Here is a 23,039-nt window from a genome sequence, read left to right as displayed (position 1 = left end):
GCCCCTACACGCGGGACCGCTGAGGCACCGTCGCCGGATCGGCCGGGGTCGCGCGCGAGACGTACTGCGGCACCGGGGCGGTGTCCTTGCCGTTGTCGCGAACGAGGCCGTAGCGGATCGCCCCCTGGTCTGGCCCGGCCGTGATGTCCTCGGTCACCGAGTCCCAGCTGGACGGGAAGACGGTCACGCCGTAGTCGCAGCCGCGTTCGTTCTGATTGAGCGTGACGGTGCCGTCAACGTAGAAGTACTCGTTCTGCCACATCTGCTGAGTGCCGTCCGGCAGTACGGCGTAGCCGATGCTCGGCCCGCCCATGCCGGTGGCGTAGCCGTCAGGGCTGCCTTCGAGTGGGTCGTCCATCCGTCGGCCACCGCCCGAGGCCACGTGGAAGAGCTTGCCCTTCAGGCCCGTCCAGGACGGCATGACCACCTGTCCCGGCCGGTACTTCGGCGAGATCTGCCAGCGTACGAGGACGTAGCCCTGACCCTTGAGCGTCACGCTCTCTCCGCGGTGCTGCATCACGGCCTTCGGGCCCCAGGTGCTGGTGATCCCGGACTCGGGCCGGTGCGGGAGGGCCGCGGGCTGTGCGTTCGGGTCCGGGGCCCGGTCGACGGTGTCGACGACCGTGCCGTAGAGCTCGGCCTTCTTCGTCGGCGACGGCGAGCGGGACGGCGTGGGTGTGGGTGTGGGTGACGGGGCTCGCAACGGCGGGCGGGCCGTGCTCGCCGCCGTGGGTGCGGCAGCCTGCGGTGGCGGGGCGTCCGGCTGCTCGACGACGACGTACGCGCCGCCCGCGGCGAGCGTCGCCCCCGCCGTCACCGCCACGGCGGGCTTGCTGAGCACGCCGATCACCTTGGCCGACCAGGCGACCGGGACGGCGGCCGCTACGGCGGTCTTGCCGCCGAGTGCCAGGGAGAGGGTGAACCCGGCGGGCACCGGCACCAGAGCCAGTCCGACCAGCAGCCGTTCGGCGGGCACGAGCCCCTCGCTCGGCCCGCCGCACCGCCCGCAGCCCCTGATATGTCTGGCAAAACGTTTGCGCCAGACGGAGTCGGTGCGCCCGTCCCAGCGCACGGTCAGCTGACGCAGTTCCGTGCACGAGGACTCCAGGGCGCGGACTATCCCGCGCGCCGTCTCCAGCCGCCCCTTCATGCGCTGTACGCGTACGGCGGCGTGCTGCCTGCTGATGCCGACGGCCGCCGCGAGTTCGCGCCGGGTCAGCTCGCCCGCGACCTCCAGCCACCACAGCGAAAGGAGCTGCCGGTCCTCGTCGTCGAGCCAGCGCACCGCCTCCGCGACCTCACGGCGCTGCCCCTCGAGCTGGAGCCGCAACACCGTGAGCTCGGCGAAGTCGGCGGCGGATTCGGCGCCCTCGGTGAGCTGCTGGGTGCCCGAGCGGCGGCGTGCCCGCTCCCTCACCTGCCGCATGGCGATGGCGACCAGCCAGGACCGGAAGCTGTCCGGGTCGCGCAGCGAGCCGAGGCCGTCGACGGCACGCAGCATGGTCTCCTGCACGACGTCGTCCACGTCGGCGTGGCCGCCCAGCGCCCGGCCGACGATGTTGTAGACCAGCGGCAGCCAGCCGGCCACGAGTTCGTCCAGCGCCTGCCGGTCCCCGGATTGTGCGGCCGTGATCGTGCCGCGCCACTGCCGCCCGTCCACATACGCCCCTTCCGGCACGCCGTTCACCCGTATGCGCCAGAGGTTACTTGGCGTACGGAAACGTCCCGAACCTGAGTTCGCTGAAGCCGCAGCTGTCGGATACGCGATCCCCCGCGCCCGGCGCGTTCTGCTGGACGCTGCGGCGGCTCGTGCCATCCCTGGTGGGCTCGGCCATTCCTCATTGCTCCCGTGCCAGTTATCGCGCCCGTGCGGTCAGGACTGCGGCGGACCGCTCGTACGCCGCAGTCCTGACCCCGTGCAGGAGACGGGTACAGGGGACCCTCGATAACACTTTTTTGGCCTCCACTGCGGCCACTCCGAGGCTCCTTCCCTTCGCCTGCCTTCGCCTCCGTCAGGGGCCCGCCCCGACTAACGCCCCCTATCCCAGAGGGAGATCCCCCGGAAGGAAGGCAGGGAAGGGCACCTCCCCGACGACGATCACATGTGCGGGCTGCAGGGGCGAGTGGACGGCTCTCATCCTCACGATCTTCAGAGCGGTGAGGACGCGGCGAGGGCGGGGGAGGCGGCAAAGGCGGGCGCCGTCAGCGGGCCGGCCGCGAGGCCGATCGTGAGGACCGCGGAGACGGCGGCCAGGGCAACGGGCGATCCCGCACTCGTGCCGAGGTTGCGTGGCAGTTCACGCGGTGAGGGCCGCTGCGGCTGGAGGCGTCGGAGTGAGGGCCTCCAGCCGCTTGATCTTCTTCCATACGACATAGAGCGGGATCACCCCGAAGACCCCGAACGACATGTCGATGACGGTCCACCAGAAGGGAATCCCGCGGATCGGCCCGCAGATCAGCGCGAGCGGGATGATGCCTGCACAGGCGATCATGCCGAACTCGATGACCCAGATGTTGCGGACCGGGTCGCGGTACGGACCGTAGAAGGCGACCGCGATGACCAGATGCGCGAAGGCCAGCCAGTCCGTGCCGTAGAGGATGAAGGGGTACTTCTCGTCGGTGGCGTCGAGCCCGTCGCGGACGTGCTCGATCCAGTCCATGAGGGCGGGAAGGTGCTCGGGTACGGACAGGGACCTCAACAGCTCCTCCGCCCACCGCAGTTCGTGCACTAGCGGAAAGGCCGTCGCCCCGCTCAGCACGAGGCACACAACGAACACGACCAGCCACACACGTATCCCCCGCAGGAGGGCTCTTCGCTCGCTCATGTCCGCAGAGCGTACGCCCGGGATTGCCAGGCCTTTTCGGAAGGGTCGGGGACGCCGCGACCACTGCCAGGAGGGAGCGACCGGCTCCGCCGTGCGCGAGAACCGCCGCCGCTGTCGGGCAAGTACTCGACGCTGCACGGCGTGCGCGCCGGCCGTGGCCGCCGGGCCGCGGCGAGACAGGTATGCGCGGCCGCCCGGCTGATCTCACTCGTCCGGGCGAAAGCTCCCTTCCGGCGTAGAACAAGACGTTCTACGCTGGCACCATGGACCGCATCCCTGTTCGTGAGCTCAACCAGAACACCAGCGCCGTGCTCGCCCGGGTGCAGCGCGGCGAGTCCTTGGAGGTGACCGTGAAAGGTACTGCCGTGGCCCGGTTGGTTCCGATCACGACGACGCAGTCCCTGCTCGACCGACTCGTCGCCGAGGGCCGTGCAACCGCGCCGACCACAAGCGGTCCAGTCCCGATGCCGCCGACTCTGGGCGACCCCGCGGTGGAGGCCGCCGCCGAGCTGGCCGCGATGCGCGACGAGGAGCGCTGGTGATCTACCTGGACTCGGCGGCGGTCGTGAAGCTGGTCCGCCGGGAGCACGCCTCCGCGGAACTCAACACCTGGCTGAACGAGCGGCCGGACGAACCGCTGGTCGCCTCCTCACTCGTCGAGGTGGAGGTGCCGCGCGCGCTGCGCCGGGCCTCCCCACAGGCCCTCGCGGGAGTGCCGGGCGCCCTGACGCGGTTGTACCGGCTGGAGATCGATCAAGCCGTACGGGCCACCGCCGCCGCGTACAGCGACCCTCATCTGCGCTCACTCGACGCGATCCACCTGGCCACCGCACAGCTCCTCGCCGGCCAGCCGGGGGCCGAACCGCTCACCTTCGTCACGTACGACCAGCGGTTGCTCAAGGCCGCGGAATCAACGGGCCTGAACGTCGCCGCGCCCGGCGCCTGAACTGCGCGGCCCCGGACAGGAGAAGTCCTGTCCGGGGCCGCGTGATGGACACAGCCGTCAGCCGCCAGCCGTCAGCCGTCCAGCGACGTCATCACGTGCTTGATCCGCGTGTAGTCCTCGAACCCGTACGCCGACAGGTCCTTGCCGTAGCCGGACTGCTTGAAGCCGCCGTGCGGCATCTCGGCGACCAGCGGGATGTGCGTGTTGATCCAGACGCAGCCGAAGTCCAGGGCCTTGGACATGCGCATCGCGCGCGCGTGGTCCTTCGTCCAGACCGAGGACGCGAGGGCGTACTCCACGCCGTTCGCGTACTCGACGGCCTGGGATTCCTCCGTGAAGGGCTGGACGGTGATGACCGGGCCGAAGACCTCCTTCTGGATGATCTCGTCGTCCTGCTTCACACCGGACACCACGGTCGGAGCGTAGAAGTAGCCCTTGTCGCCGACCCGGTGGCCGCCCGCCTCGACCTTGGCGTGCGCGGGGAGCCGGTCGATGAAGCCGGAGACCTGGGCGAGCTGGTTGGGGTTGTTCAGCGGGCCGAAGAGCACGTCCTCGTCGTCCGGCTGGCCGGTCTTCGTCTCGGAGGCCGCCTTGGCCAGCGCGGCCACGAACTCGTCGTGGATCGACTCATGGACCAGGACGCGGGTCGCGGCCGTACAGTCCTGGCCGGCGTTGAAGAAGCCCGCGACCGAGATGTCCTCGACGGCCTTGGCGATGTCGGTGTCCTCGAAGACCACGACCGGCGCCTTGCCGCCCAGCTCCAGGTGGACACGCTTGACGTCCTTGGAGGCGGACTCGGCGACCTGGATGCCCGCCCGTACGGAACCGGTGATGGAGGCCATCGCCGGAACCGGGTGCTCGACCATCATGCGGCCGGTCTCACGGTCGCCGCAGATGACGTTGAAGACGCCCTTGGGCACGACGGAGCCGATGATCTCGGCGATCAGGACCGTGGACGCCGGGGTGGTGTCCGACGGCTTCAGGACGACCGTGTTGCCCGCGGCGAGCGCCGGGGCGAACTTCCACACGGCCATCATCATCGGGTAGTTCCACGGCGCGACCTGCGCGCAGACTCCGACCGGCTCGCGGCGGATGATCGAGGTCATGCCCTCCATGTACTCGCCGGCCGAGCGGCCCTCGAGCATCCGGGCGGCACCCGCGAAGAAGCGGATCTGGTCGACCATGGGCGGGATCTCTTCGGTGCGCGTGAGACCGACCGGCTTGCCGGTGTTCTCGACCTCGGCGGCGATGAGCTCCTCGGCCCGCTCCTCGAACGCGTCCGCGATCTTGAGGAGGGCCTTCTGGCGCTCGGCGGGCGTGGTGTCGCGCCAGGCCGGGAACGCTGCCGCGGCCGCGGCCATGGCGGCGTCGACGTCCGCTTGCCCCGACAGCGGCGCCGTGGCGTACGCCTCGCCCGTCGCGGGGTTGACCACCTCGGTGGTCCGCCCGTCGGCCGCGTCCCTGAACTCTCCGTCGATGTAGTTGCGCAGACGACGCAGTTCGGTGGTCACTGCCGGACCCTCCTGTCAGATGTCCAATGGGTGAGACACCCACCCTAGGTCCGTTCACCGACGTTTTCAACATACCCAACCGGAGCCAAGTACGGATTCCGTTAATCACAACCCCGTAAACAACGGATTTCATCGATTCGGCCTTGCGGAAGTGACGACTCCTCGTGCACAGTGAGCTCGTGGCCAGTCGAAGTGCAGACCCCAGTGACCCCAGGACCGCGAAGGATCCCGGGAGCTCGAGGTACTCCAGCAGCTCCAGGGACTCCCGGAGCGGAAACGGATCGCCTCAGCTCGACGCCGTCTCCCTCGCCATCATCGAGCAGCTCCAGGAGGACGGCCGCCGGCCGTACGCCGCCATCGGCAAGGCCGTCGGGCTCTCGGAGGCCGCCGTCCGCCAGCGGGTGCAGAAGCTGCTCGACCAGGGTGTCATGCAGATCGTCGCCGTCACGGACCCGCTCACCGTGGGCTTCCGCCGGCAGGCGATGGTCGGGATCAACGTCGAGGGCGACCTGGACCCTGTGGCGGAAGAACTGACGGCCATGTCGGAAGTCGAGTACGTGGTGATGACGGCGGGCTCGTTCGACCTCCTGGTGGAGATCGTCTGTGAGGACGACGACCACCTTCTGGACGTCATCAACAAACGCATCCGGGCCATTCCCGGAGTGCGCTCCACCGAGAGCTTCGTCTACCTCAAGCTCAAGAAGCAGACCTATATGTGGGGAACCCGATAGCCGTGAGCAAGGACCTCAGCAAAGCCGCGTACGACCACCTGTGGATGCACTTCACCCGCATGTCCTCGTACGAGAACGCGCCCGTGCCGACCATCGTGCGGGGCGAGGGAACCTACATCTACGACGACAAGGGCAAGCGCTACCTCGACGGCCTGGCCGGCCTGTTCGTGGTGCAGGCGGGCCACGGCCGCACCGAGCTCGCCGAGACGGCCTTCAAGCAGGCGCAGGAGCTGGCCTTCTTCCCCATCTGGTCGTACGCCCACCCCAAGGCGATCGAGCTCGCCGAGCGCCTCGCGGGCCACGCACCTGGTGACCTCAACAAGGTCTTCTTCACCACCGGCGGCGGCGAGGCGGTCGAGACCGCCTGGAAGCTCGCCAAGCAGTACTTCAAGCTCCAGGGCAAGCCGACCAAGTACAAGGTCATCTCGCGGGCCGTCGCCTACCACGGCACCCCGCAGGGCGCCCTGTCCATCACCGGCCTGCCCGGCCTGAAGGCCCCCTTCGAGCCGCTCGTCCCGGGCGCGCACAAGGTGCCGAACACGAACATCTACCGCGCCCCGATCTTCGGCGACGACCCCGAGGCCTTCGGCCGCTGGGCCGCCGACCAGATCGAGCAGCAGATCCTCTTCGAGGGCCCGGAGACGGTCGCGGCCGTCTTCCTGGAGCCGGTGCAGAACGCCGGCGGCTGCTTCCCTCCGCCGCCCGGCTACTTCCAGCGCGTACGCGAGATCTGCGACCAGTACGACGTGCTGCTCGTGTCGGACGAGGTCATCTGCGCCTTCGGCCGCCTCGGCACGATGTTCGCGTGCGACAAGTTCGGCTACGTCCCGGACATGATCACCTGCGCCAAGGGCATGACGTCCGGCTACTCCCCCATCGGCGCGTGCATCGTCTCCGACCGCCTCGCCGAGCCGTTCTACAAGGGCGACAACACGTTCCTGCACGGCTACACGTTCGGCGGCCACCCGGTCTCCGCCGCCGTGGCGCTCGCCAACCTCGACATCTTCGAGCAGGAGGGCCTCAACCAGCACGTGCTGGACAACGAGGACGCCTTCCGGGCGACCCTGGAGAAGCTGCACGACCTGCCGATCGTCGGCGACGTCCGCGGCAACGGTTTCTTCTACGGCATCGAGCTCGTCAAGGACAAGGCCACCAAGGAGTCCTTCACGGACGAGGAGTCGGAGCGCATCCTCTACGGCTTCGTCTCCAAGAAGCTCTTCGAGTACGGCCTTTACTGCCGCGCCGACGACCGCGGTGACCCGGTCATCCAGCTGTCGCCGCCGCTGACCGCGGACCAGGCGACGTTCGACGAGATCGAGTCGATCATCCGCCGGGTGCTCACGGAGGCCTGGACGAAGATCTGATCCGGTCGTCCCCCGGTTCCCATGGCCCGGGTGCCCCTTTTCGAGTGAGAAGGGCGCACCCGGGCCGTGTGCTTCCCAGGACCCCGGCTCCGAATCCCTACGGTGCAGTAACCCATCGGTCCCGCCTTCGTTCCCCCGTGCGGGGGACGCGACAACCGAACTGAACCGAGGTGTTCGCCATGGTGGCCCCGCCGGACAACGACGTGATCTGGGCACGTTCCCTGCACTTCTCCCACAACGGTTCCCCCGCGCTGGCCGGTGTCTCGGTCAGCGTCCGCGAGCGTGAGATCCTCGCCGTCGTCGGCCCCCGCGGCAGCGGAAAGACGACGCTGCTGCGGTGCCTGTCCGGCCAGTTCGTGCCCGAGCAGGGCGAGGTCTGGTTCAACGGCGCACCTGTGCACAACATGAGCCCGATCGTCCGGGAGCAGCTGCGGCGGGAACGGTTCGGCTGGATCGACCCGGTCCCCCATCTCGTACCGGAGCTGAAGGCCTGGGAGAACGCGGCGCTGCCGCTGATGCTGCGCGGCATCTCACGCCGTGTCTCCAGGACCGCCGCCCTGGAGTGGCTGGAGCGCCTGGACATCGAGGAGTGCGCCCCCAAGCGGCCGCATGCCCTCCTGCAGGCCGAGCGGCAGCGCATCGCGATCGCCCGCGCCCTGATCACCACGCCGACCGTGCTCTTCGCCGACGAGCCCACCGCGCCGCTGCACCGCGCCGACCGCGCCCAGGTCCTGCACACGCTGACCGCCGCGGCCCGCTCGCACGGCATCACGGTCGTACTGGCCACGCACGACCCGGGGATCGCATCCGTCGCGGACCGCACGGTGTCGCTGCTCGACGGGCGGCGCGTGAACACGGTCAACCTGCCCACTGACGCCGACGCGGAAGGCTCTGCCGCGTGCTCGCTCTCCGTCTAGCCCGCGGCGCCAGGCCCCTCGTCCAGCTCAGCAGACTGCTGGTCTCGGTCGCCTCCGCCGGCACCGGTTTCCTGCTGCTGTGCGCGCTGGGGTACGCGATGGGGCATCCCGAAGCGCCCACGGAATCCGCCGCCCGTCTCGCCTGGTGCATGGTGCCGCTCGCCGCCACCGTGTACTTCGCCGTCTCGGTGGCCCGCAGCGACCCGGGCGCCCGCCCCCGCACCGGGCTCTCGGCGATCGGGCTCGGCCCGGTCCGGCTGATGATGCTGGCGGTGACGTCCACCACGCTGGCCTGCTCCCTCGGCTCGCTGCTGGCGCTGCTGTTCTTCCTGCATCTGCGCGGCGATCTGACAGGGATGCCGTTCGACGGTGCCGCGGCCGAACTCCTCGCCGCCCACCAGCCCTTGCCGGTACCCGCCGTGATCACCCTGCTCGCACTCGTCCCCTTGACCGCGTCCATCGCTGCCGTCTTCGTTCTGCGCCCAGGTGCCCGCAAGGCCACAGAGACACCCGAACCGATCGGGCCGCGGACGCCGCTGCCCGCCCCGGGCGGGCTGTCCTGGGGAGTGGCCCTGCTCGCCGTCGGCCTCGCCGCGGAGATGTACGCCGGTCCGCGCACCGGTGCGGCCGGTCTGCCGGGGGCGGGAGGCCTCGGCGGCAGCTCCACAGGAGCGATCGTCGGCTGGTGCCTCACCGCACTCGGTCTTGCGCTGTCCGGGCCGGGCCTCACTCATCTGTGCGGCCGGATGCTGCAGGCGGTGCGGCCCGGTGCACTGCGGGTGCTCGCGGGCCGTGTGCTGCAGACGGAGGCACAGCGCATCGGACGGCCGCTCGGCCTGGTGTGCGCGGTGGCCTCCGGGCTGTACGCCGCCGGCCGGCTGTACAGCGGGGATCAGCTGGAAATCGGTCCGCTCACCCTCCTCGGGGCACTGGTGGTCGCGGTCTGCGCCGTCGCGACGCTGCTGACGGCCGCGGTCGAGTCCAGGCAGTTCCACGCGGACACGACGGCGGCACTGACACAGATGGGTGCGCCCGAGAAGATGCTGCGCGGGGCGGCGTCGCTGCGAGCGGGCACGCTGTTCGTCGTGTTCGGGCCACTGACCTGGGCGGTTGCGGAGCTGTCGGCGGTCCCGCTGATGTCCTGAGCGAGGCCGCTGTCATTTCCCGAGCGAGGCCGCTGGTGATGTCCCGAGCGATGGCCGCTGTGATGTCCCGAGCGAGGCCCCTGTGGTCTCCCGAGCGAGGCCGCTGATTTCCTGAGCAAGAAAGTGCCCGGCACCGATGAGTTCTGTGCCGGGCCCCGGTCTATCCCCCCGTACCGCACCTCACACAAACGGGAGAGACCCTGATGTACCAGCAGATGATCTTCGTCAACCTGGCCGTGAACGACGTCGACGCCTCGAAGAAGTTCTTCACGGAGCTCGGCTACACGATCAACCCTCAGTTCACCACCGACGACTGCGCCTGCGTGGTGATCAGCGACACGATCATTGCGATGCTCCTGAGCAAGCCGCGCTACCAGGACTTCACGAAGAAGGAGATCGCCGACTCGACGAAGACCAGCGAGGTGCTGCTGTGTCTGAGCGCCGAGAGCCGCGAGAAGGTCGACGAGCTGGTCGAGAAGGCGGTGGCGGCCGGCGGCTCGGTGTCGGGCGAGACGCAGGACTACGGCACGATGTACGGCCGGGCGTTCGACGACCTCGACGGTCACACGTGGGAGGTCATGTGGATGGATCCGTCGCAGGTCCAGGGCTGACAGGGCTCACAAGGCTCACCCGGCTCACAGGGCTCACAGGGTGGTCCCGCGGCAGGAGCCCGGCAGGCGTCGGGGAGGCTTCGCGTCCGCACGTACCGCAGGATCTCACGTCCGCACGTACCGCAGGATCACCGCAGCACGTACCGCAGGATCACCGCAGCACGACGATCTCCTGCGCGTCGAACGCGACGCCGACCTCGGCTCCGGGCTCCGGCGCGTCCCGCAGCGCGCACGCCGCCTCCAGTCGCGGCGGCGCGTCCCGCGGCTGGAGATGTACGGCGACATGGGTGCCGCGGAAGGTGCGTGCTGCCACCGTGCAGACGAGCCCTTCGCGCGCAGGCACGAGCCGGACCCCCGCGGGGCGCACGAGCAGCTTGCAGTCGCCCTGCGGGGTCCCTCCGGGTACGGGCACCTTGCCCCAGGGGGTGTCCGCGGACCCGGTGCCGACCGTCGCCTCCACCACGTTGTCGAAGCCGAGGAAGCGCGCGACGAACTCGTCCACCGGGTTCTGCCACACCTCGAGCGGCGTGCCTGACTGGGCGATCCGCCCGTCGCGCATCACCACGACGCGGTCGGAGAGCGCGAAGGCCTCACCCTGGTCGTGAGTGACGGCCAGCACGGTGGTGCCCAGCTCCGTGAAGAGCTCGCGGAGTTCGACGACGAGGCGTTCGCGCAGGGACCGGTCGAGCTGGCCGAGCGGCTCGTCGAGCATGAGCAGGCGGGGGCGGGGCGCCAGTGCGCGAGCCAGCGCGACTCGCTGCTGTTCGCCTCCGGAGAGCGCGGCGACAGTGCGCCGGGACGCCCCGGGCAGGCCCACGAGCTCCAGCAAGTCCTCGACGCGTACGTCCTGTTCGGCCCGCGAGGCGCCGTGCATCCGGAGCCCGAAGGCTACGTTGCCGCCGACGTCCCGCTGCGGGAACAGCTGGTGGTCCTGGAACATCAGTCCCACGCCCCGCCGGTGTGCGGCCACCCCGGACTGGTCGCGGCCGTCCAGGAACACCCGGCCCGAATCCAGCTCCTGCAGTCCGGCGACCACCCGCAGCAGCGTCGACTTGCCGCTGCCGCTCGGCCCCAGCACGCACACGATCTCGTGCTCGGCGACATCGAGATCGACGGAGTCGAGCGCGGCGCGGGCGCCGAACCGCACGGTCGCCCCCTCGAGCCGCAGCAAGGCCTGAGCGGCGCCCGACACGGCAGTGGCTTCAGTGGATGTGGACACCGGCGGCATCAGAACTCCCCCGTGGAAGCCGTGGAAACGGTCCGGACACGTTCGAGGAGGAGCAGCGACACCGCGCACACCACCATCAGGATCGTCGAAAGAGCCATCGCCTGGCCGTAGTTGAGCTCCCCCGCGCGTCCCAGGAGCCGGGCCACGGCAACCGGCAGCGTCGGGTTGTCGGGCCGCGCGATGAAGACCGTGGCGCCGAACTCGCCCAGGGACACGGCGAAGGCGAAGCCGGCCGCGACGAGCAGCGCCCGCCGCACCATCGGCAGGTCGACCTCGCGCCACACCCGCCAGGGCGAGGCCCCGAGCACGGCCGCCGCCTCCCGCAGCCGTTCGTCCACCGCTCGCAGGACGGGCAGCATGGTGCGTACGACGAAGGGCACGCCGACCAGCGCCTGGGCGAGCGGCACCAGGATCCAGGAAGCGCGCAGATCCAGCGGCGGTTCGTCCAACGCGATGAGGAAACCGAAGCCGACGGTGACGGCCGAGACGCCGAGCGGCAGCATCAGCAGCGCATCGAAGCCGCGTACGAAACGGCCCGCGCGTCGGGTGAGGGCGGCCGCGGCCAGGCCGCCGACCAGCACGGCGATGGCGGTCGCCGCGAGCGCGTACTGCAGGGAGTTCCCGACCGCGTCGATGGGTGGCACGAGGAAGGCGCCGCCGTCCGCCGAGGTCAGCGCCCGGAAGTACGTGAAGCCGTAGCCGTCGGGTCCCTTGAACGACCGTTGGACCAGCACTCCGAGCGGCAGCAGGATCAGCGCGGCGATGGTGAGCAGGACTCCGCCGAGGAGGGCCCGCTGTCCGGAGCCGCGCGGCCTGTGGGTGGTGCTCGCGGCGTCCACCAGTCGCAGCGCGGTCTCCCGGCGGCGCACCGTCCAGGCATGGACCGCGAGAATCGCGCCGACCGCGGCGAACTGCACAAGCGTCAGCACCGCCGCCGTGGACAGGTCGAAGATCTGCGACGTCTGCCGGTAGATCTCCACCTCCAGCGTCGAGTACGCAGGGCCGCCCAGGATCTGGACGATGCCGAAGGAGGTGAAGGTGAAGAGGAAGACCATCAGCGAGGCGGCGGCGACGGCGGGCGCGAGCGCGGGCAGCGTCACCTTCCGCCAGGCCGCGAACCGCGAGGCGCCGAGGACCCGCGCGGCCTCCTCCTGGCGCGGATCCAGCTGGCTCCACAGCCCGCCGACGGTACGGACGACCACCGCGTAGTTGAAGAACACATGCGCGAGGAGGATCGCCCATACCGTCGTGTCCAGGCGCACCCCCCACATCTCGTCGAGCAGCCCGCCCCTCCCCAGCAGCGCCAGGAACGCCGTACCGGCCACGACGGTGGGCAGCACGAACGGCACGGTGACGACCGCCCGCAGCACCTGCTTGCCGGGGAAGTCGAACCGCGCGAAGACATACGCCGCCGGGAGCGCGATCAGCAGGGTGAGCGCGGTCGATGCGAGGGCCTGCCAGGTCGTGAACCACAGCACGTGCCGGATGTCCGGCTGGCTCACGACCTCGGCGATACGGCCGAACTGCCAGGCACCGTCAACCTTGAGGCCGCGCGCCACGATCGCCGCGACCGGGTAGGCGAAGAAGGCCGCGAAGAACGCGACGGGCAGGGCCATGAGGCCGAGCCGCGCGAGGCTCCCGCGGCTCGGGCTCAGGCCGAGACGTCGGCCCTTACCGGCCCTTACTTCAGTACGAGCGACGTCCACGACCTGACCCACTGGTCACGGTTGTCGGCGATCGTGTCCGGCGCCATCGTCTCCGGATCGTCGACCTTGACGGCGTACTTGACGAAGTCCGCGGGCGCCTGGACGTCCTCCCGCACAGGGTCCACGAACATGTTCAGCGGCATGTCCTCCTGGAACCTCTTGCCGATCAGGAAGTCCAGCAGGGCCTCGCCGCCCTTCTCGTTGCCCGCGTTGCTGAGCAGCCCCGCGAACTCGATCTGCCGGAAGCAGGTGCCGGTCGCAACACCCGTCGGCGCGGTCTTCGGCTGCGGGTCGGAGTAGATGGCCTCGACGGGCGGCGACGAGGCGTACGAGACGACCAGCGGCCGGTCGCCTCCCGCCTGCTTGCCGCCTGCGGAACCGGAGAACTCCTCGTTGTACGCCTGCTCCCAGCCGTCGACGACCTTGACGCCGTTGGCCTTCAGCTTCTTCCAGTAGTCCTGCCAGCCGTCGTCGCCGTAGTGCGCGGCGGTGCCGAGCAGGAAGCCGAGGCCGGGCGAGGACGTCGCGGCGTTCTCGGTGACCAGCAGATTCTTGTACGCGGGCTCGGTCAGGTCGTCGAAGGACTCCGGCGGGTCCAGCTTGTGATCGGCGAAGTACTTCTTGTCGTAGTTGACGCAGATCTCGCCCGAGTCGATCGGTGTGACGCGGTGCTTGTCCTTGTCGAGTTGCACGTCCTCGGCGACGGACTCGAGCCCCTTGGCCTCGTACGGCTGGAAGAGCCCGTTGTCGAGCGCGCGGGACAGCAGCGTGTTGTCGACCCCGAAGAACACGTCGCCCTGCGGATTGTCCTTGGTCAGGATCGCCTTGTTGACCGCCTGCCCGGCGTCGCCGTCCTTCAGCACCTTGACCTTGTAGCCGGACTGCTTCTCGAACTCCTTCAGAACGTCCTTGGACGCGGCGAAGGAGTCGTGGCTGACGAGCGTCACGGTCTTCGCATCCGACGTGGCGGACTCGCCGTCGGAGCCGCCGCATGCGGAGAGCGTGAGGAGGCCGAGTCCTGTGACCAGGCTGACGGCCGTGATCTTCTTACGGGTGACCTTGCCGGTGACCTTGCTGGTGCTCACTGAGCTCACTGAGTTTTTCCTCCTGGGATGACCAGGAAGAGACGCGGCCCTGCCCGCAACCCCTCAGGGTTCGCGGGCAGGGCGCAACAGCTTGAGTAGAGACCGAACTTCCTACCCGGAATGACCCGGGCGAGGTTCAGAGGGTCTGCAGCCCACCGGTTCCCCGGCTGCCGCACTCTCAGCGCTGTGGCGCTCCCCTGTCGGAATATGAAGATGTCGATGTGGAGACATCGGCATTGGATTCGCTGGGCAACAGATCCGTATGCGGATGCCGGAGCCCAGAGTACCGGTCTAGCGTTCGGACGCAGCCAGCTGTCCGCAGGCTCCGTCGATCTCCTGACCGCGGGTGTCCCGGATGGTGACCGGCACACCGTGCGCCTCGATGGCGGCCACGAAGGCCTTCTCGTCCTCGGGACGGGACGCGGTCCACTTCGACCCGGGCGTCGGGTTCAGCGGGATCAGGTTCACATGCACCCGCTTGCCCTTGAGCAGCCGCCCGAGCAGATCACCGCGCCACGCCTGGTCGTTGATGTCCCGGATCAGTGCGTACTCGATGGAGATACGGCGGCCCGACTTCGCCGCGTACTCCCACGCGGAGTCCAGGACCTCGCGCACCTTCCAGCGCGTGTTGACCGGTACGAGGGTGTCGCGCAGCTCGTCGTCGGGCGCGTGCAGCGACACGGCGAGGCGGCACTTGAAGCCCTCGTCGGCGAAGCGGTGTATCGCCGGGACGAGGCCGACCGTCGAGACGGTGATGCCTCGCTGGGACAGGCCCAGGCCGTCCGGCTCGGGATCGGTGAGCCGCCGGATGGCACCGACCACGCGGTTGTAGTTGGCGAGGGGCTCACCCATGCCCATGAAGACGATGTTGGACAGCCGCGCCGCACCGCCCGGTATCTCGCCGTCCCTGAGCGCCCGCATGCCGTCCACGATCTGGTGCACGATCTCGGCCGTCGACAGGTTCCGGTCGAGGCCGGCCTGTCCCGTGGCGCAGAACGGGCAGTTCATGCCGCACCCGGCCTGCGACGAGATACACATGGTCACCCGGTCCGGGTAGCGCATCAGCACGGACTCGACGAGCGTGCCGTCGAACAGGCGCCACAGCGTCTTGCGCGTCGTGTCGTCGTCACAGCTGATGTGCCGCACAACCGACATCAGCTCGGGCAGCAGCGCCTCCTGCAGCTTGCCGCGCGAACCGGCGGGGATGTCGGTCCACTCCGCCGGTTCGTGCGCATACCGCGCGAAATAGTGCTGCGAGAGCTGCTTGGCGCGGAACGGCTTCTCGCCGATCGCGGCGACGGCCTCCTTGCGCTCGACGGGCGTGAGGTCGGCGAGGTGCCGCGGGGGCTTCTTGGCTCCGCGGGGGGCGACAAAAGTGAGTTCTCCGGGCTTGGGCATGGTTGTTCCAGTGTCGCAGACATACGGCGAGGGGCTCGCCACCCTGTGGACAACGAGCCCCTCACCACTACGAGATGCAGAAAATCCCTGGTCAGCCCACTCGTGCGTGGCGCGAGACGTCAGCTCGCCCCGACGAAGACGACGAACAACAGCCACACCACCGGAGCCGTAGGCAGCAGCGAGTCCAGCCGGTCCATGATCCCTCCGTGGCCCGGGAGGAGCGTGCCCATGTCCTTGATGCCGAGGTCCCGCTTGATCATGGACTCGCCGAGGTCGCCGAGCGTGGCGCTCGCCGCGACCGCGAGGCCGAGCAGCAGCCCCTGCCACCAGGTGCCGTCGTCGATCAGGAACTCCATGCACAGCGCGCCGGCCGCCATCGCGAACGTCACCGCGCCGACCAGGCCCTCGCGCGTCTTGCCAGGGCTGATGCGCGGTGCGAGTTTGTGGCTGCCGAAGCGCCAGCCGATCGCGTACGCCCCGGTGTCGCTGACCACCGTCAGCAGCAGGAACGTCAGCACGCGCCACGGCCCGTCGTCCGCGGTGAGCATCAGTGAGACGAAGGTCGCGAGAAACGGCACGTAGAAGGCGGCGAAGGCACCCGCCGTGACATCCCTGAGATAGCCGTCGGGCGGTTCCGTCATCCGCCAGACGAGGATGGCGAGCGCCGTGAGCGCCATCGCGACCCAGGCGCCCTCGGCACCACGGAGATACCCGGCGACGACCATCGCCGCGCCTCCGACCGCGAGCGGGACCAGGGGCGCCTTGATGCCCTTGCGCTCCTTGAGCCGCTTGGTGAGCTCCCACAGGCCGACGACGACGGCGATCGCTATGACGCCGACGAAGACGGCCTTGACGATGAACAGGGACGCGAGGATCACCGCGCCGAGACCGACACCGACGCCTATGGCCGCACTCAGATCGCGACCCGCGCTCTTCTTCTGCGGTGCGGGGACGGGCTGTGGGGCGCTGGGCATGGGCTCCTGCGGCTTCTGCGGCTGCTGCGTGTTCGTCTGCGGCGTCGGCGTCGGCACCTCGTCGCGGAACAGGGGGCCGCTCAGCCGCGCGGCCCCCCGGTCGTCATCCTGGTCTCCGCCACTCGCGGGTACGTCGGACACGATGGGCATGGGGCGGGTTTCCAGCGGAGGCTGGGCGCCATACGCATCGTACGCGGGACCCGCCGGGGCGGCCCCCGCGACAGGCCCCTGGCCGGGAGGCCCCCAGTACCCGGCTTGTGGTGGCGCGCCCCAGGAAGAGTCGTTCATCAGACCTCGAGCAGCTCTGATTCCTTGTGCTTGAGCAGCTCGTCCACCTGAGCGACGTACTTCGCGGTGGTGTCGTCGAGCTCCTTCTCCGCACGGCGGCCCTCGTCCTCGCCGACCTCGCCGTCCTTGATCAGCTTATCGATGGCGTCCTTGGCCTTGCGGCGGACCGAGCGGATCGACACCTTGGCGTCCTCGCCCTTGGTCTTGGCGACCTTGATGAACTCCTTGCGGCGCTCCTCGGTGAGCTCCGGGAAGACCACTCGGATGATGCTGCCGTCGTTGCTCGGGTTGACGCCCAGGTCGGAGTCACGGATGGCCTGCTCGATGTTGCGCAGCGCGCTCTTGTCGAACGGGGTCACCACGGCCATCCGCGGCTCGGGCACAGAGAACGAGGCCAGCTGGTTGATCGGCGTCAACGCGCCGTAGTAGTCGGCCACGATCTTGTTGAACATCGCCGGGTGCGCACGGCCCGTGCGGATCGCGGCGAAGTCCTCCTTGGCGACCACGACGGCCTTCTCCATCTTCTCCTCGGCCTCGAGGAGGGTCTCTTCGATCACCACTTGCTCCTGCGTGTCTTGAGTGGGCCCGGCATCCAGTGGGCGGCCGGCTGCGTCGCGTCTCTTTCCTGCACGGTGTCCGACCGGCAGGGCTTTGTCCATCCCCTCACGGGGTCGTCCCGGGATCAAGGCCCGGTCGCGTCCCGTGGATCAGGCCCGGGCACCCTGGTCGCCCACGAGCGTGCCGATCTTCTCACCCTTGACGGCCCTCGCGATATTGCCCTCCGTGAGGAGTTCGAAGACGAGGATGGGCAGCTTGTTGTCCCGGCACAGGGTGATGGCGGTGGCATCGGCGACCTTCAGGTCGCGGGTGATGACCTCGCCGTAGCCGAGGGCGTCGAACTTCACCGCGTCCGGGTTGGTCTTGGGGTCCGAGTCGTAGACCCCGTCCACACCGTTCTTACCCATCAGCAGCGCCTCCGCGTCGATCTCGAGGGCGCGCTGGGCTGCGGTGGTGTCGGTGGAGAAGTACGGCATGCCCATACCGGCGCCGAAGATGACCACGCGGCCCTTCTCCAGGTGGCGCACGGCCCGCAACGGGATGTACGGCTCCGCGACCTGGCCCATGGTGATGGCCGTCTGGACGCGGGACTGGATGCCTTCCTTCTCCAGGAAGTCCTGCAGGGCGAGGCAGTTCATGACCGTGCCGAGCATGCCCATGTAGTCCGAGCGGGCCCGGTCCATGCCGCGCTGCTGCAGTTCGGCGCCACGGAAGAAGTTGCCACCGCCGATGACGACGGCGATCTGCGCGCCCTCACGGACGACGGCTGCGATCTCCCGGGCCATTTTGTGCACCACGTCGGGGTCGACGCCCAGTCCCCCGCCGCCGGCGAACGCCTCCCCGGAAAGCTTCAGCAGAAATCGGCCGGGCACTTTGCCGTCGTCGCTCTTCTCGCCCTTGTCGGCCCTGGTGGTCATGGAGATCTCCTCGTGGTGCACATACCAAGAAGGCCATTGCCGGTGGGGTGTGGTTCGCAACCCATGCTCGGCAATGGCCTCCTCGTCAGCTCTGCCGTCGCCCGTCGCGCACGCGCGCGTGGCGTACGCGGACGACTGCTGTCGACCCTAGCGGGGTCTTCCGTCGATCGCGGTACGGACTCAGATGCCGACCTTGATGCGCGAGAAGCGCTTCAGGGTGACACCGGCCTCGTTCAGGATCTGCTGGACCGACTTCTTGTTGTCGAGCGCGTACGGCTGACCCAGGAGGGTGGCCTCCTTGAAGAAGCCGTTCACACGACCCTCGACGATCTTCGGCAGGGCGGCCTCGGGCTTGCCCTCGGCGCGGGTCGTCTCCTCGGCGACGCGGCGCTCGGTCTCGACGACCTCGGCCGGGACGTCCTCGCGGGACAGGTACTTCGGCGCGAAGGCGGCGATGTGCTGCGCGACGCCCTTGGCGACCTCGGCGTTCTCCTTGTCGAGCTCGACGAGGACACCGATCTGCGGCGGGAGGTCCGGCATCGTGCGGTGCATGTACGCCGTGACGTAGCCGCCCGAGAACTGCGCGAAGCGGTCCAGGACGATCTTCTCGCCCAGGTTGGCGTTGGCCTCGTCGACGAACGCCTGAACGGTCTTGCCGGGCTCGATCTCGGACGCGAGCAGCGCCTCGATGTCGGCCGGGGAGGTCTTGGCGACGTGGGCGGCCAGGGCGTTCGCGGCGGCCTGGAACTTCTCGCCCTTGGCGACGAAGTCGGTCTCGCACTTCAGCTCGACGATGACACCAGAGGTGTTGTCGTCGGCGATGAGGGAGACGACGGCGCCGTTCTCGGCGGAGCGGCCCTCGCGCTTGGCGACGCCCTTCTGGCCCTTGACGCGGAGGAGCTCGACGGCCTTGTCGACGTTGCCCTCGGCCTCGTCCAGCGCCTTCTTGCAGTCCATCATGCCGGCGCCGGTGAGCTCACGGAGCTTCTTGACGTCGGCGGCGGTGTAGTTCGCCATGAGTCTGTGAATCTTTCTCGAAGTCTGGAAGATCGAAGATCTGCGGGTTCTACGGGTTTCTACGGTGCCGCGGTCTCCACGCGTGTGCAGATCCGTGACTCGCCGCTGATCTACGGGTGAACGGCGGGAGCGGGCTGTGTAGCGCCGCTCCCACCGTCAGCAACCGAACCTGGGGTCAGGCCTGCTCGGCGTCCGCGGCCGGAGCCTCGGCAGCGGCCTCGGCCGGCTTCTCGGCCTCGGCGGCCGGAGCCTCAGCGGCCGGAGCCTCAGCGGCGGGAGCCTCGGCAGCCGGAGCCTCGTCGGCCTTCTTCTCGCCCTCGAGCAGGTCGCGCTCCCACTCGGCGAGCGGCTCGCCCGCGGCCTTCTCACCCTTGGCCTCGGCGGCGGCACCGGAGCGGGCGATGAGGCCCTCGGCGACGGCGTCGGCGATCACGCGGGTGAGCAGGGTGACGGAGCGGATCGCGTCGTCGTTGCCCGGGATCTTGTAGTCGACCTCGTCGGGGTCGCAGTTGGTGTCGAGGATGGCGACGACCGGGATGTTGAGCTTCCGGGCCTCACCGACCGCGATGTGCTCCTTCTTGGTGTCCACGATCCAGACGGCGCTGGGCACCTTCTGCATCTCACGGATACCACCGAGGGTCTTCTCCAGCTTGGCCTTCTCGCGCGAGAGCACGAGAAGCTCCTTCTTGGTCAGACCGGACGCGGCGACGTCCTCGAAGTCGATCTGCTCGAGCTCCTTGAGGCGCTGCAGACGCTTGTAGACGGTCGAGAAGTTGGTGAGCATGCCGCCCAGCCAGCGCTGGTTGACGTAGGGCATGCCGACGCGGGTGGCCTGCTCGGCGATGGCCTCCTGCGCCTGCTTCTTCGTGCCGACGAACATGACCGTGCCGCCGTGGGCGACGGTCTCCTTGACGAACTCGTAGGCGCGGTCGATGTACGACAGCGACTGGAGCAGGTCGATGATGTAGATGCCGTTGCGCTCGGTGAAGATGAAGCGCTTCATCTTCGGGTTCCAACGGCGGGTCTGGTGACCGAAGTGGACGCCGCTCTCCAGCAGCTCCCGCATCGTGACGACGGCCATGGCCGTACTCCTTGTGTTTCTCGGTTGTGCCGCGTGTGCCGGACGGCACTCGCGCCTGACGCCCGCTGTGCGCCGTGCCGCGAAGGACCGAGGGGCGCTGACACCGGCTTTCCTCTTGTGACGGAGGGGCCAGGTGTCGGGGCGTGCGAAGTCGACCCGGTGACCCGGATCGCCACCAGAAGTGTACGGGACCCTGGAGGCACCGGGTGACGCCGCTGTCCACAACCGGCCGGTACTCCACAGATCCCGGCCATGATCCCCGGGATTCACAGGGGTGCGACACGGTTCTCGCATGCGATGGATGACCAGGATGTGGACGGCCGTGGCGATGGCAGCGGCGGCTGCGGTGGTGGGTCTGCTGGGGGCCGCTGCGGCGCCCGGGGTGGGGTCCGGGACGGGGTTCGCGGAGGCAGCGACTGCGAACCGCGCGACCGCCGTGGGCGGGACCGTGGAGGCGGCCCGAGCGGTGCGCCGGGTTCAGAGTACTCAGGGCATTCGGGGCGTTCCGGGCGTTCGGGGGCGGGCTGGTCCCCCCGAGCCGATGCCCGCTGTGGCCGAAGTGTGGCCGGTGGGCGTGCGCCCCGTGGTCGTACGCGGCTGGGAGCCCCCGGCGACGGAGTACGGCCCGGGCCACCGTGGCGTGGACCTCGCCGCTGCCGCCGGGGCGCCTGTGCGGGCTGTCGCGCCCGGCCGGGTGTCCTTCGCGGGCCGAGTGGCGGGCCGCGGGGTGATCGCCGTGGAACTGGACGGCACCGGCGACCCGCCTCTGCGGACGACCTACGAACCCGTACGGGCGGAGGTGGAGAAGGGCGACGAGGTGGTGACCGGCCAGATCATCGGCACGGTGGAAGCGGGCGGCTCCCACTGCCCGGACACGGGGTGCCTCCACTGGGGGCTGCGGAGAGGCGACACCTACCTGAACCCGCTGTTGCTCCTGCCGCCGTGGCTGCTGAACAGGGGCCCCTCGCGCCTACTGCCGGTGGCCGGGGTTCCGCTGCCCGCAGGTCCGCAGTGAATGAGCCGCCCACGACATCCGGGCGGCCCAGCCGTCTACGGGAAGCTCGGGCGATGGACGCTGGGTCACCCGGCCGAGGTCACCCCTGGACACCGCGCAGAGCCATCGTCACCGCGGCTTCGGTGATCGCAGCGGGGCTCTCGGCCACACCGAGCTCGATCCGGCGCACCGCGGCGTCGACGATGCCCTGAAGCAGCATCGCGGCCAGCCGCGGCTCCGCATGACCCATGTGTCCGAGCGCCTCGACGATCATGGCGACGAGGCTCCCGTGTGCGGCGCGGATCTTCTCCCGGGCACCTGCGTCGAGCTCGCTCGCGGAGATGGCGACGACGGCCCGGTGCCGCCGGTCCCCGACGAGTGCGAGCTGCATCCGCACATACGCCTCGACCTTGCCCTCGGGCGTGTCGGCCTGCTTCATGGCCGACTCCACCTCGGCCGCCCACACGGGGAAGTCGACCTCGCAGAGCTCTTCGACGACCGCGGCGCGGGAGCGGAAGTACTCGTAAACGGAGGACCTCGCCAGTCCTGTGCGCTCTGCCAGGGCGGGGAAGGTCAGCGCCTCCGTACCGCCCTCGGACAGGAGGGAGCGCGCGGCGTCCAGCAGGGCGCTGCGCTGCATCGACCGGTGCTCGGCCACAGAGGCCGCTCGAATCCTTGGCACGCATCCACTTTACGGACGCAGCGCAGGCCGAGGGAGACAACGGTACGCACACACCTACGGCAAACCCTGGAATGATCCGGCGTTTCGGACGTACCGTCAGCGCCCGAAGCTCGCCAGTTTTGCTCTCAGCTGGAGGACGGACTTCGTGTGGATCTGGCTCACCCGGCTCTCCGTCACGCCGAGCACGTTGCCGATCTCGGCCAGCGTGAGGCCCTCGTAGTAGTAGAGGGTCACCACGGTCTTCTCACGCTCCGGCAGTGTGTTGATGGCCCGCGCGAGGAATCTCCGCAGCTCGCGGTCCTCGGCCACCTCCACCGGGTTGTCGGCCGCGGTGTCCTCGAGCGTGTCCATGAGGCTCAGACGGTCGCCGCCCTCGCCCCCCACGTGCAGCAATTCCTCCAGTGCCACCACGTTGGCCAGCGACAATTGACTGAAAACCGCGTGCAGTTCCTCCACCGCGATGCCCATCTCCGCTGCCACCTCGTTCTCCGTCGGCGTCCGCCGCAGCTGCGCCTCGAGGGTTGCGTAGGCCCGCTCGACATTGCGCGCCTTCTGACGGACTGACCGGGGAATCCAGTCCAGCGCCCGCAGCTCGTCGATCATGGCGCCGCGGATGCGCGTGATCGCATACGTCTCGAACTTGATCTCGCGGTCGATGTCGAACTTCTCGATCGCGTCGATCAGCCCGAAGACCCCGGACGAGACGAAGTCCGCCTGCTCCACATTGGGCGGCAGGCCGACGCTCACCCGGCCGGCGACGTACTTGACCAGCGGCGAGTAGTGCAGGATCAGCTGCTCACGCAGCCGCTCGTCACCCGTCGCCTTGTACGACCTCCACAACTCGTCGAGCGACGAGGGGGCGGGAGGCCGCACGCTGCCGCGGGCAGCGGTGGGAACTGCCGCCCGGTCAGACCCGGAGGTGTGCTGGGGCATTCGTCGCCTTGTGCCGTTCTGCCGTGAACTGGGTGGGGCCGGGCTGTGCCGGCCCGATTCTCAAGTGACCGTGTGAATCGGAGTCCTGAGCCGGAATCCTCGTGAGCGTAGCGTGACTGAGGTGTCGC

At 69.2% G+C, this 23,039-nt stretch carries 22 protein-coding genes; 8 read left to right on the top strand and 14 right to left on the bottom strand.

The annotated features are described in order from the left end of the window. Window positions 1-4: 4 nt before the first annotated feature. Both H1D24_RS03045 and H1D24_RS03040 read right to left on the bottom strand, forming a co-directional pair. A complete protein-coding gene (locus tag H1D24_RS03045; protein ID WP_181655908.1) occupies window positions 5-1,660 on the bottom strand; it encodes an RNA polymerase sigma factor in 1,656 nt (551 codons plus the stop codon). 637 nt (window positions 1,661-2,297) lie between these two features. After that, on the bottom strand, window positions 2,298-2,825 hold the full coding sequence (locus tag H1D24_RS03040) for a hypothetical protein (RefSeq protein ID WP_181655734.1): 528 nt from the start codon (window positions 2,823-2,825) through the stop codon (window positions 2,298-2,300). A gap of 263 nt (window positions 2,826-3,088) precedes the next feature. Between H1D24_RS03040 and H1D24_RS03035 the strand changes: the two genes are divergently transcribed. After that, window positions 3,089-3,367: a type II toxin-antitoxin system Phd/YefM family antitoxin gene (locus H1D24_RS03035; RefSeq protein WP_181655733.1), complete on the top strand. Its 279-nt coding sequence runs from the start codon at window positions 3,089-3,091 to the stop codon at window positions 3,365-3,367. After that, window positions 3,364-3,771: a type II toxin-antitoxin system VapC family toxin gene (locus H1D24_RS03030; protein WP_181655732.1), complete on the top strand. Its 408-nt coding sequence runs from the start codon at window positions 3,364-3,366 to the stop codon at window positions 3,769-3,771. The genes H1D24_RS03035 and H1D24_RS03030 overlap by 4 nt, the downstream gene beginning before the upstream one ends. Window positions 3,772-3,842: 71 nt before the next feature. Here H1D24_RS03030 and H1D24_RS03025 read toward each other — a convergent pair whose 3' ends face one another. Continuing rightward, entirely contained in the window at window positions 3,843-5,282 is a 1,440-nt protein-coding gene (locus tag H1D24_RS03025; protein WP_181655731.1) for a gamma-aminobutyraldehyde dehydrogenase, read from the bottom strand. A gap of 164 nt (window positions 5,283-5,446) precedes the next feature. On the opposite strand from H1D24_RS03025, the gene H1D24_RS03020 reads away from it, so the two are divergent. From H1D24_RS03020 to H1D24_RS03000, 5 genes are all read left to right on the top strand, one after another. Next, entirely contained in the window at window positions 5,447-6,013 is a 567-nt protein-coding gene (locus H1D24_RS03020) for an Lrp/AsnC family transcriptional regulator (protein WP_181655730.1), read from the top strand. After that, complete coding sequence (locus H1D24_RS03015) at window positions 5,998-7,377, top strand: aspartate aminotransferase family protein (RefSeq protein WP_181655729.1); 1,380 nt, start codon at window positions 5,998-6,000, stop codon at window positions 7,375-7,377. The genes H1D24_RS03020 and H1D24_RS03015 overlap by 16 nt, the downstream gene beginning before the upstream one ends. 179 nt (window positions 7,378-7,556) lie before the next feature. Next, on the top strand, window positions 7,557-8,294 hold the full coding sequence (locus H1D24_RS03010; protein WP_181655728.1) for an ABC transporter ATP-binding protein: 738 nt from the start codon (window positions 7,557-7,559) through the stop codon (window positions 8,292-8,294). Further along, window positions 8,276-9,439, top strand: coding sequence for a hypothetical protein (locus tag H1D24_RS03005; RefSeq protein ID WP_181655727.1), 1,164 nt, complete (start codon window positions 8,276-8,278; stop codon window positions 9,437-9,439). The genes H1D24_RS03010 and H1D24_RS03005 overlap by 19 nt, the downstream gene beginning before the upstream one ends. A gap of 203 nt (window positions 9,440-9,642) precedes the next feature. Then, complete coding sequence (locus H1D24_RS03000) at window positions 9,643-10,050, top strand: VOC family protein (protein WP_181655726.1); 408 nt, start codon at window positions 9,643-9,645, stop codon at window positions 10,048-10,050. 151 nt (window positions 10,051-10,201) lie between these two features. Here the strand turns inward: H1D24_RS03000 and H1D24_RS02995 are convergent, their stop codons facing one another. The 9 genes from H1D24_RS02995 to rpsB all read right to left on the bottom strand — a co-directional run bounded on the left by H1D24_RS02995 (window position 10,202) and on the right by rpsB (window position 20,302). Further along, complete coding sequence (locus H1D24_RS02995) at window positions 10,202-11,269, bottom strand: ABC transporter ATP-binding protein (RefSeq protein WP_309484180.1); 1,068 nt, start codon at window positions 11,267-11,269, stop codon at window positions 10,202-10,204. Between the two features lie 8 nt (window positions 11,270-11,277). Beyond that, on the bottom strand, window positions 11,278-12,984 hold the full coding sequence (locus H1D24_RS02990) for an ABC transporter permease (protein WP_374064102.1): 1,707 nt from the start codon (window positions 12,982-12,984) through the stop codon (window positions 11,278-11,280). Next, entirely contained in the window at window positions 12,960-14,069 is a 1,110-nt protein-coding gene (locus H1D24_RS02985) for a thiamine ABC transporter substrate-binding protein (RefSeq protein ID WP_181655907.1), read from the bottom strand. The genes H1D24_RS02990 and H1D24_RS02985 overlap by 25 nt, the downstream gene beginning before the upstream one ends. Before the next feature lie 291 nt (window positions 14,070-14,360). Continuing rightward, complete coding sequence (gene rlmN, locus H1D24_RS02980; RefSeq protein WP_181655723.1) at window positions 14,361-15,467, bottom strand: dual-specificity RNA methyltransferase RlmN; 1,107 nt, start codon at window positions 15,465-15,467, stop codon at window positions 14,361-14,363. A 119-nt stretch (window positions 15,468-15,586) separates the two neighbouring features. After that, window positions 15,587-16,729, bottom strand: coding sequence for a phosphatidate cytidylyltransferase (locus H1D24_RS02975; protein ID WP_181655722.1), 1,143 nt, complete (start codon window positions 16,727-16,729; stop codon window positions 15,587-15,589). Then, entirely contained in the window at window positions 16,729-17,286 is a 558-nt protein-coding gene (frr, locus tag H1D24_RS02970; protein ID WP_181655721.1) for a ribosome recycling factor, read from the bottom strand. Before frr ends, H1D24_RS02975 begins: the two co-directional genes overlap by 1 nt. A gap of 150 nt (window positions 17,287-17,436) precedes the next feature. Beyond that, window positions 17,437-18,204, bottom strand: coding sequence for a UMP kinase (gene pyrH, locus H1D24_RS02965; RefSeq protein ID WP_181655720.1), 768 nt, complete (start codon window positions 18,202-18,204; stop codon window positions 17,437-17,439). 180 nt (window positions 18,205-18,384) lie between these two features. Further along, window positions 18,385-19,221 (bottom strand): translation elongation factor Ts, encoded by an 837-nt coding sequence (tsf, locus tag H1D24_RS02960; protein WP_181655719.1) that lies wholly within the window; start codon window positions 19,219-19,221, stop codon window positions 18,385-18,387. Window positions 19,222-19,396: 175 nt separating this feature from the next. Continuing rightward, window positions 19,397-20,302, bottom strand: coding sequence for a 30S ribosomal protein S2 (gene rpsB / locus H1D24_RS02955; RefSeq protein WP_181655718.1), 906 nt, complete (start codon window positions 20,300-20,302; stop codon window positions 19,397-19,399). Window positions 20,303-20,843: 541 nt separating this feature from the next. Between rpsB and H1D24_RS02950 the strand changes: the two genes are divergently transcribed. Next, window positions 20,844-21,317: a peptidoglycan DD-metalloendopeptidase family protein gene (locus H1D24_RS02950; protein WP_374064100.1), complete on the top strand. Its 474-nt coding sequence runs from the start codon at window positions 20,844-20,846 to the stop codon at window positions 21,315-21,317. Between the two features lie 79 nt (window positions 21,318-21,396). Here the strand turns inward: H1D24_RS02950 and H1D24_RS02945 are convergent, their stop codons facing one another. Next, entirely contained in the window at window positions 21,397-21,954 is a 558-nt protein-coding gene (locus tag H1D24_RS02945; RefSeq protein ID WP_181655905.1) for a TetR/AcrR family transcriptional regulator, read from the bottom strand. A 120-nt stretch (window positions 21,955-22,074) separates the two neighbouring features. Next, entirely contained in the window at window positions 22,075-22,911 is an 837-nt protein-coding gene (gene whiG / locus H1D24_RS02940; protein ID WP_181655717.1) for an RNA polymerase sigma factor WhiG, read from the bottom strand. Window positions 22,912-23,039: the final 128 nt, after the last annotated feature.

This window comes from Streptomyces himalayensis subsp. himalayensis (genome assembly GCF_013778455.1).
GTDB classification, from domain to species: Bacteria; Actinomycetota; Actinomycetes; order Streptomycetales; family Streptomycetaceae; genus Streptomyces; species Streptomyces himalayensis.
The sequence above is the reverse complement of the archived record's forward strand: the minus strand, read 5'-3'. Positions and strand labels throughout refer to the sequence as shown.

Coding starts and splice junctions, on each gene's coding strand:
- H1D24_RS03040 (WP_181655734.1), bottom strand. CDS start 2,825: ATGAGCGAGCGAAGAGCCCTCCTGCGGGGGATACGTGTGTGGCTGGTC.
- H1D24_RS03035 (WP_181655733.1), top strand. CDS start 3,089: ATGGACCGCATCCCTGTTCGTGAGCTCAACCAGAACACCAGCGCCGTG.
- H1D24_RS03010 (WP_181655728.1), top strand. CDS start 7,557: ATGGTGGCCCCGCCGGACAACGACGTGATCTGGGCACGTTCCCTGCAC.
- H1D24_RS03000 (WP_181655726.1), top strand. CDS start 9,643: ATGTACCAGCAGATGATCTTCGTCAACCTGGCCGTGAACGACGTCGAC.
- rlmN (WP_181655723.1), bottom strand. CDS start 15,467: ATGCCCAAGCCCGGAGAACTCACTTTTGTCGCCCCCCGCGGAGCCAAG.
- H1D24_RS02975 (WP_181655722.1), bottom strand. CDS start 16,729: ATGAACGACTCTTCCTGGGGCGCGCCACCACAAGCCGGGTACTGGGGG.
- pyrH (WP_181655720.1), bottom strand. CDS start 18,204: ATGACCACCAGGGCCGACAAGGGCGAGAAGAGCGACGACGGCAAAGTG.
- tsf (WP_181655719.1), bottom strand. CDS start 19,221: ATGGCGAACTACACCGCCGCCGACGTCAAGAAGCTCCGTGAGCTCACC.
- rpsB (WP_181655718.1), bottom strand. CDS start 20,302: ATGGCCGTCGTCACGATGCGGGAGCTGCTGGAGAGCGGCGTCCACTTC.
- H1D24_RS02950 (WP_374064100.1), top strand. CDS start 20,844: ATGCCCGCTGTGGCCGAAGTGTGGCCGGTGGGCGTGCGCCCCGTGGTC.
- whiG (WP_181655717.1), bottom strand. CDS start 22,911: ATGCCCCAGCACACCTCCGGGTCTGACCGGGCGGCAGTTCCCACCGCT.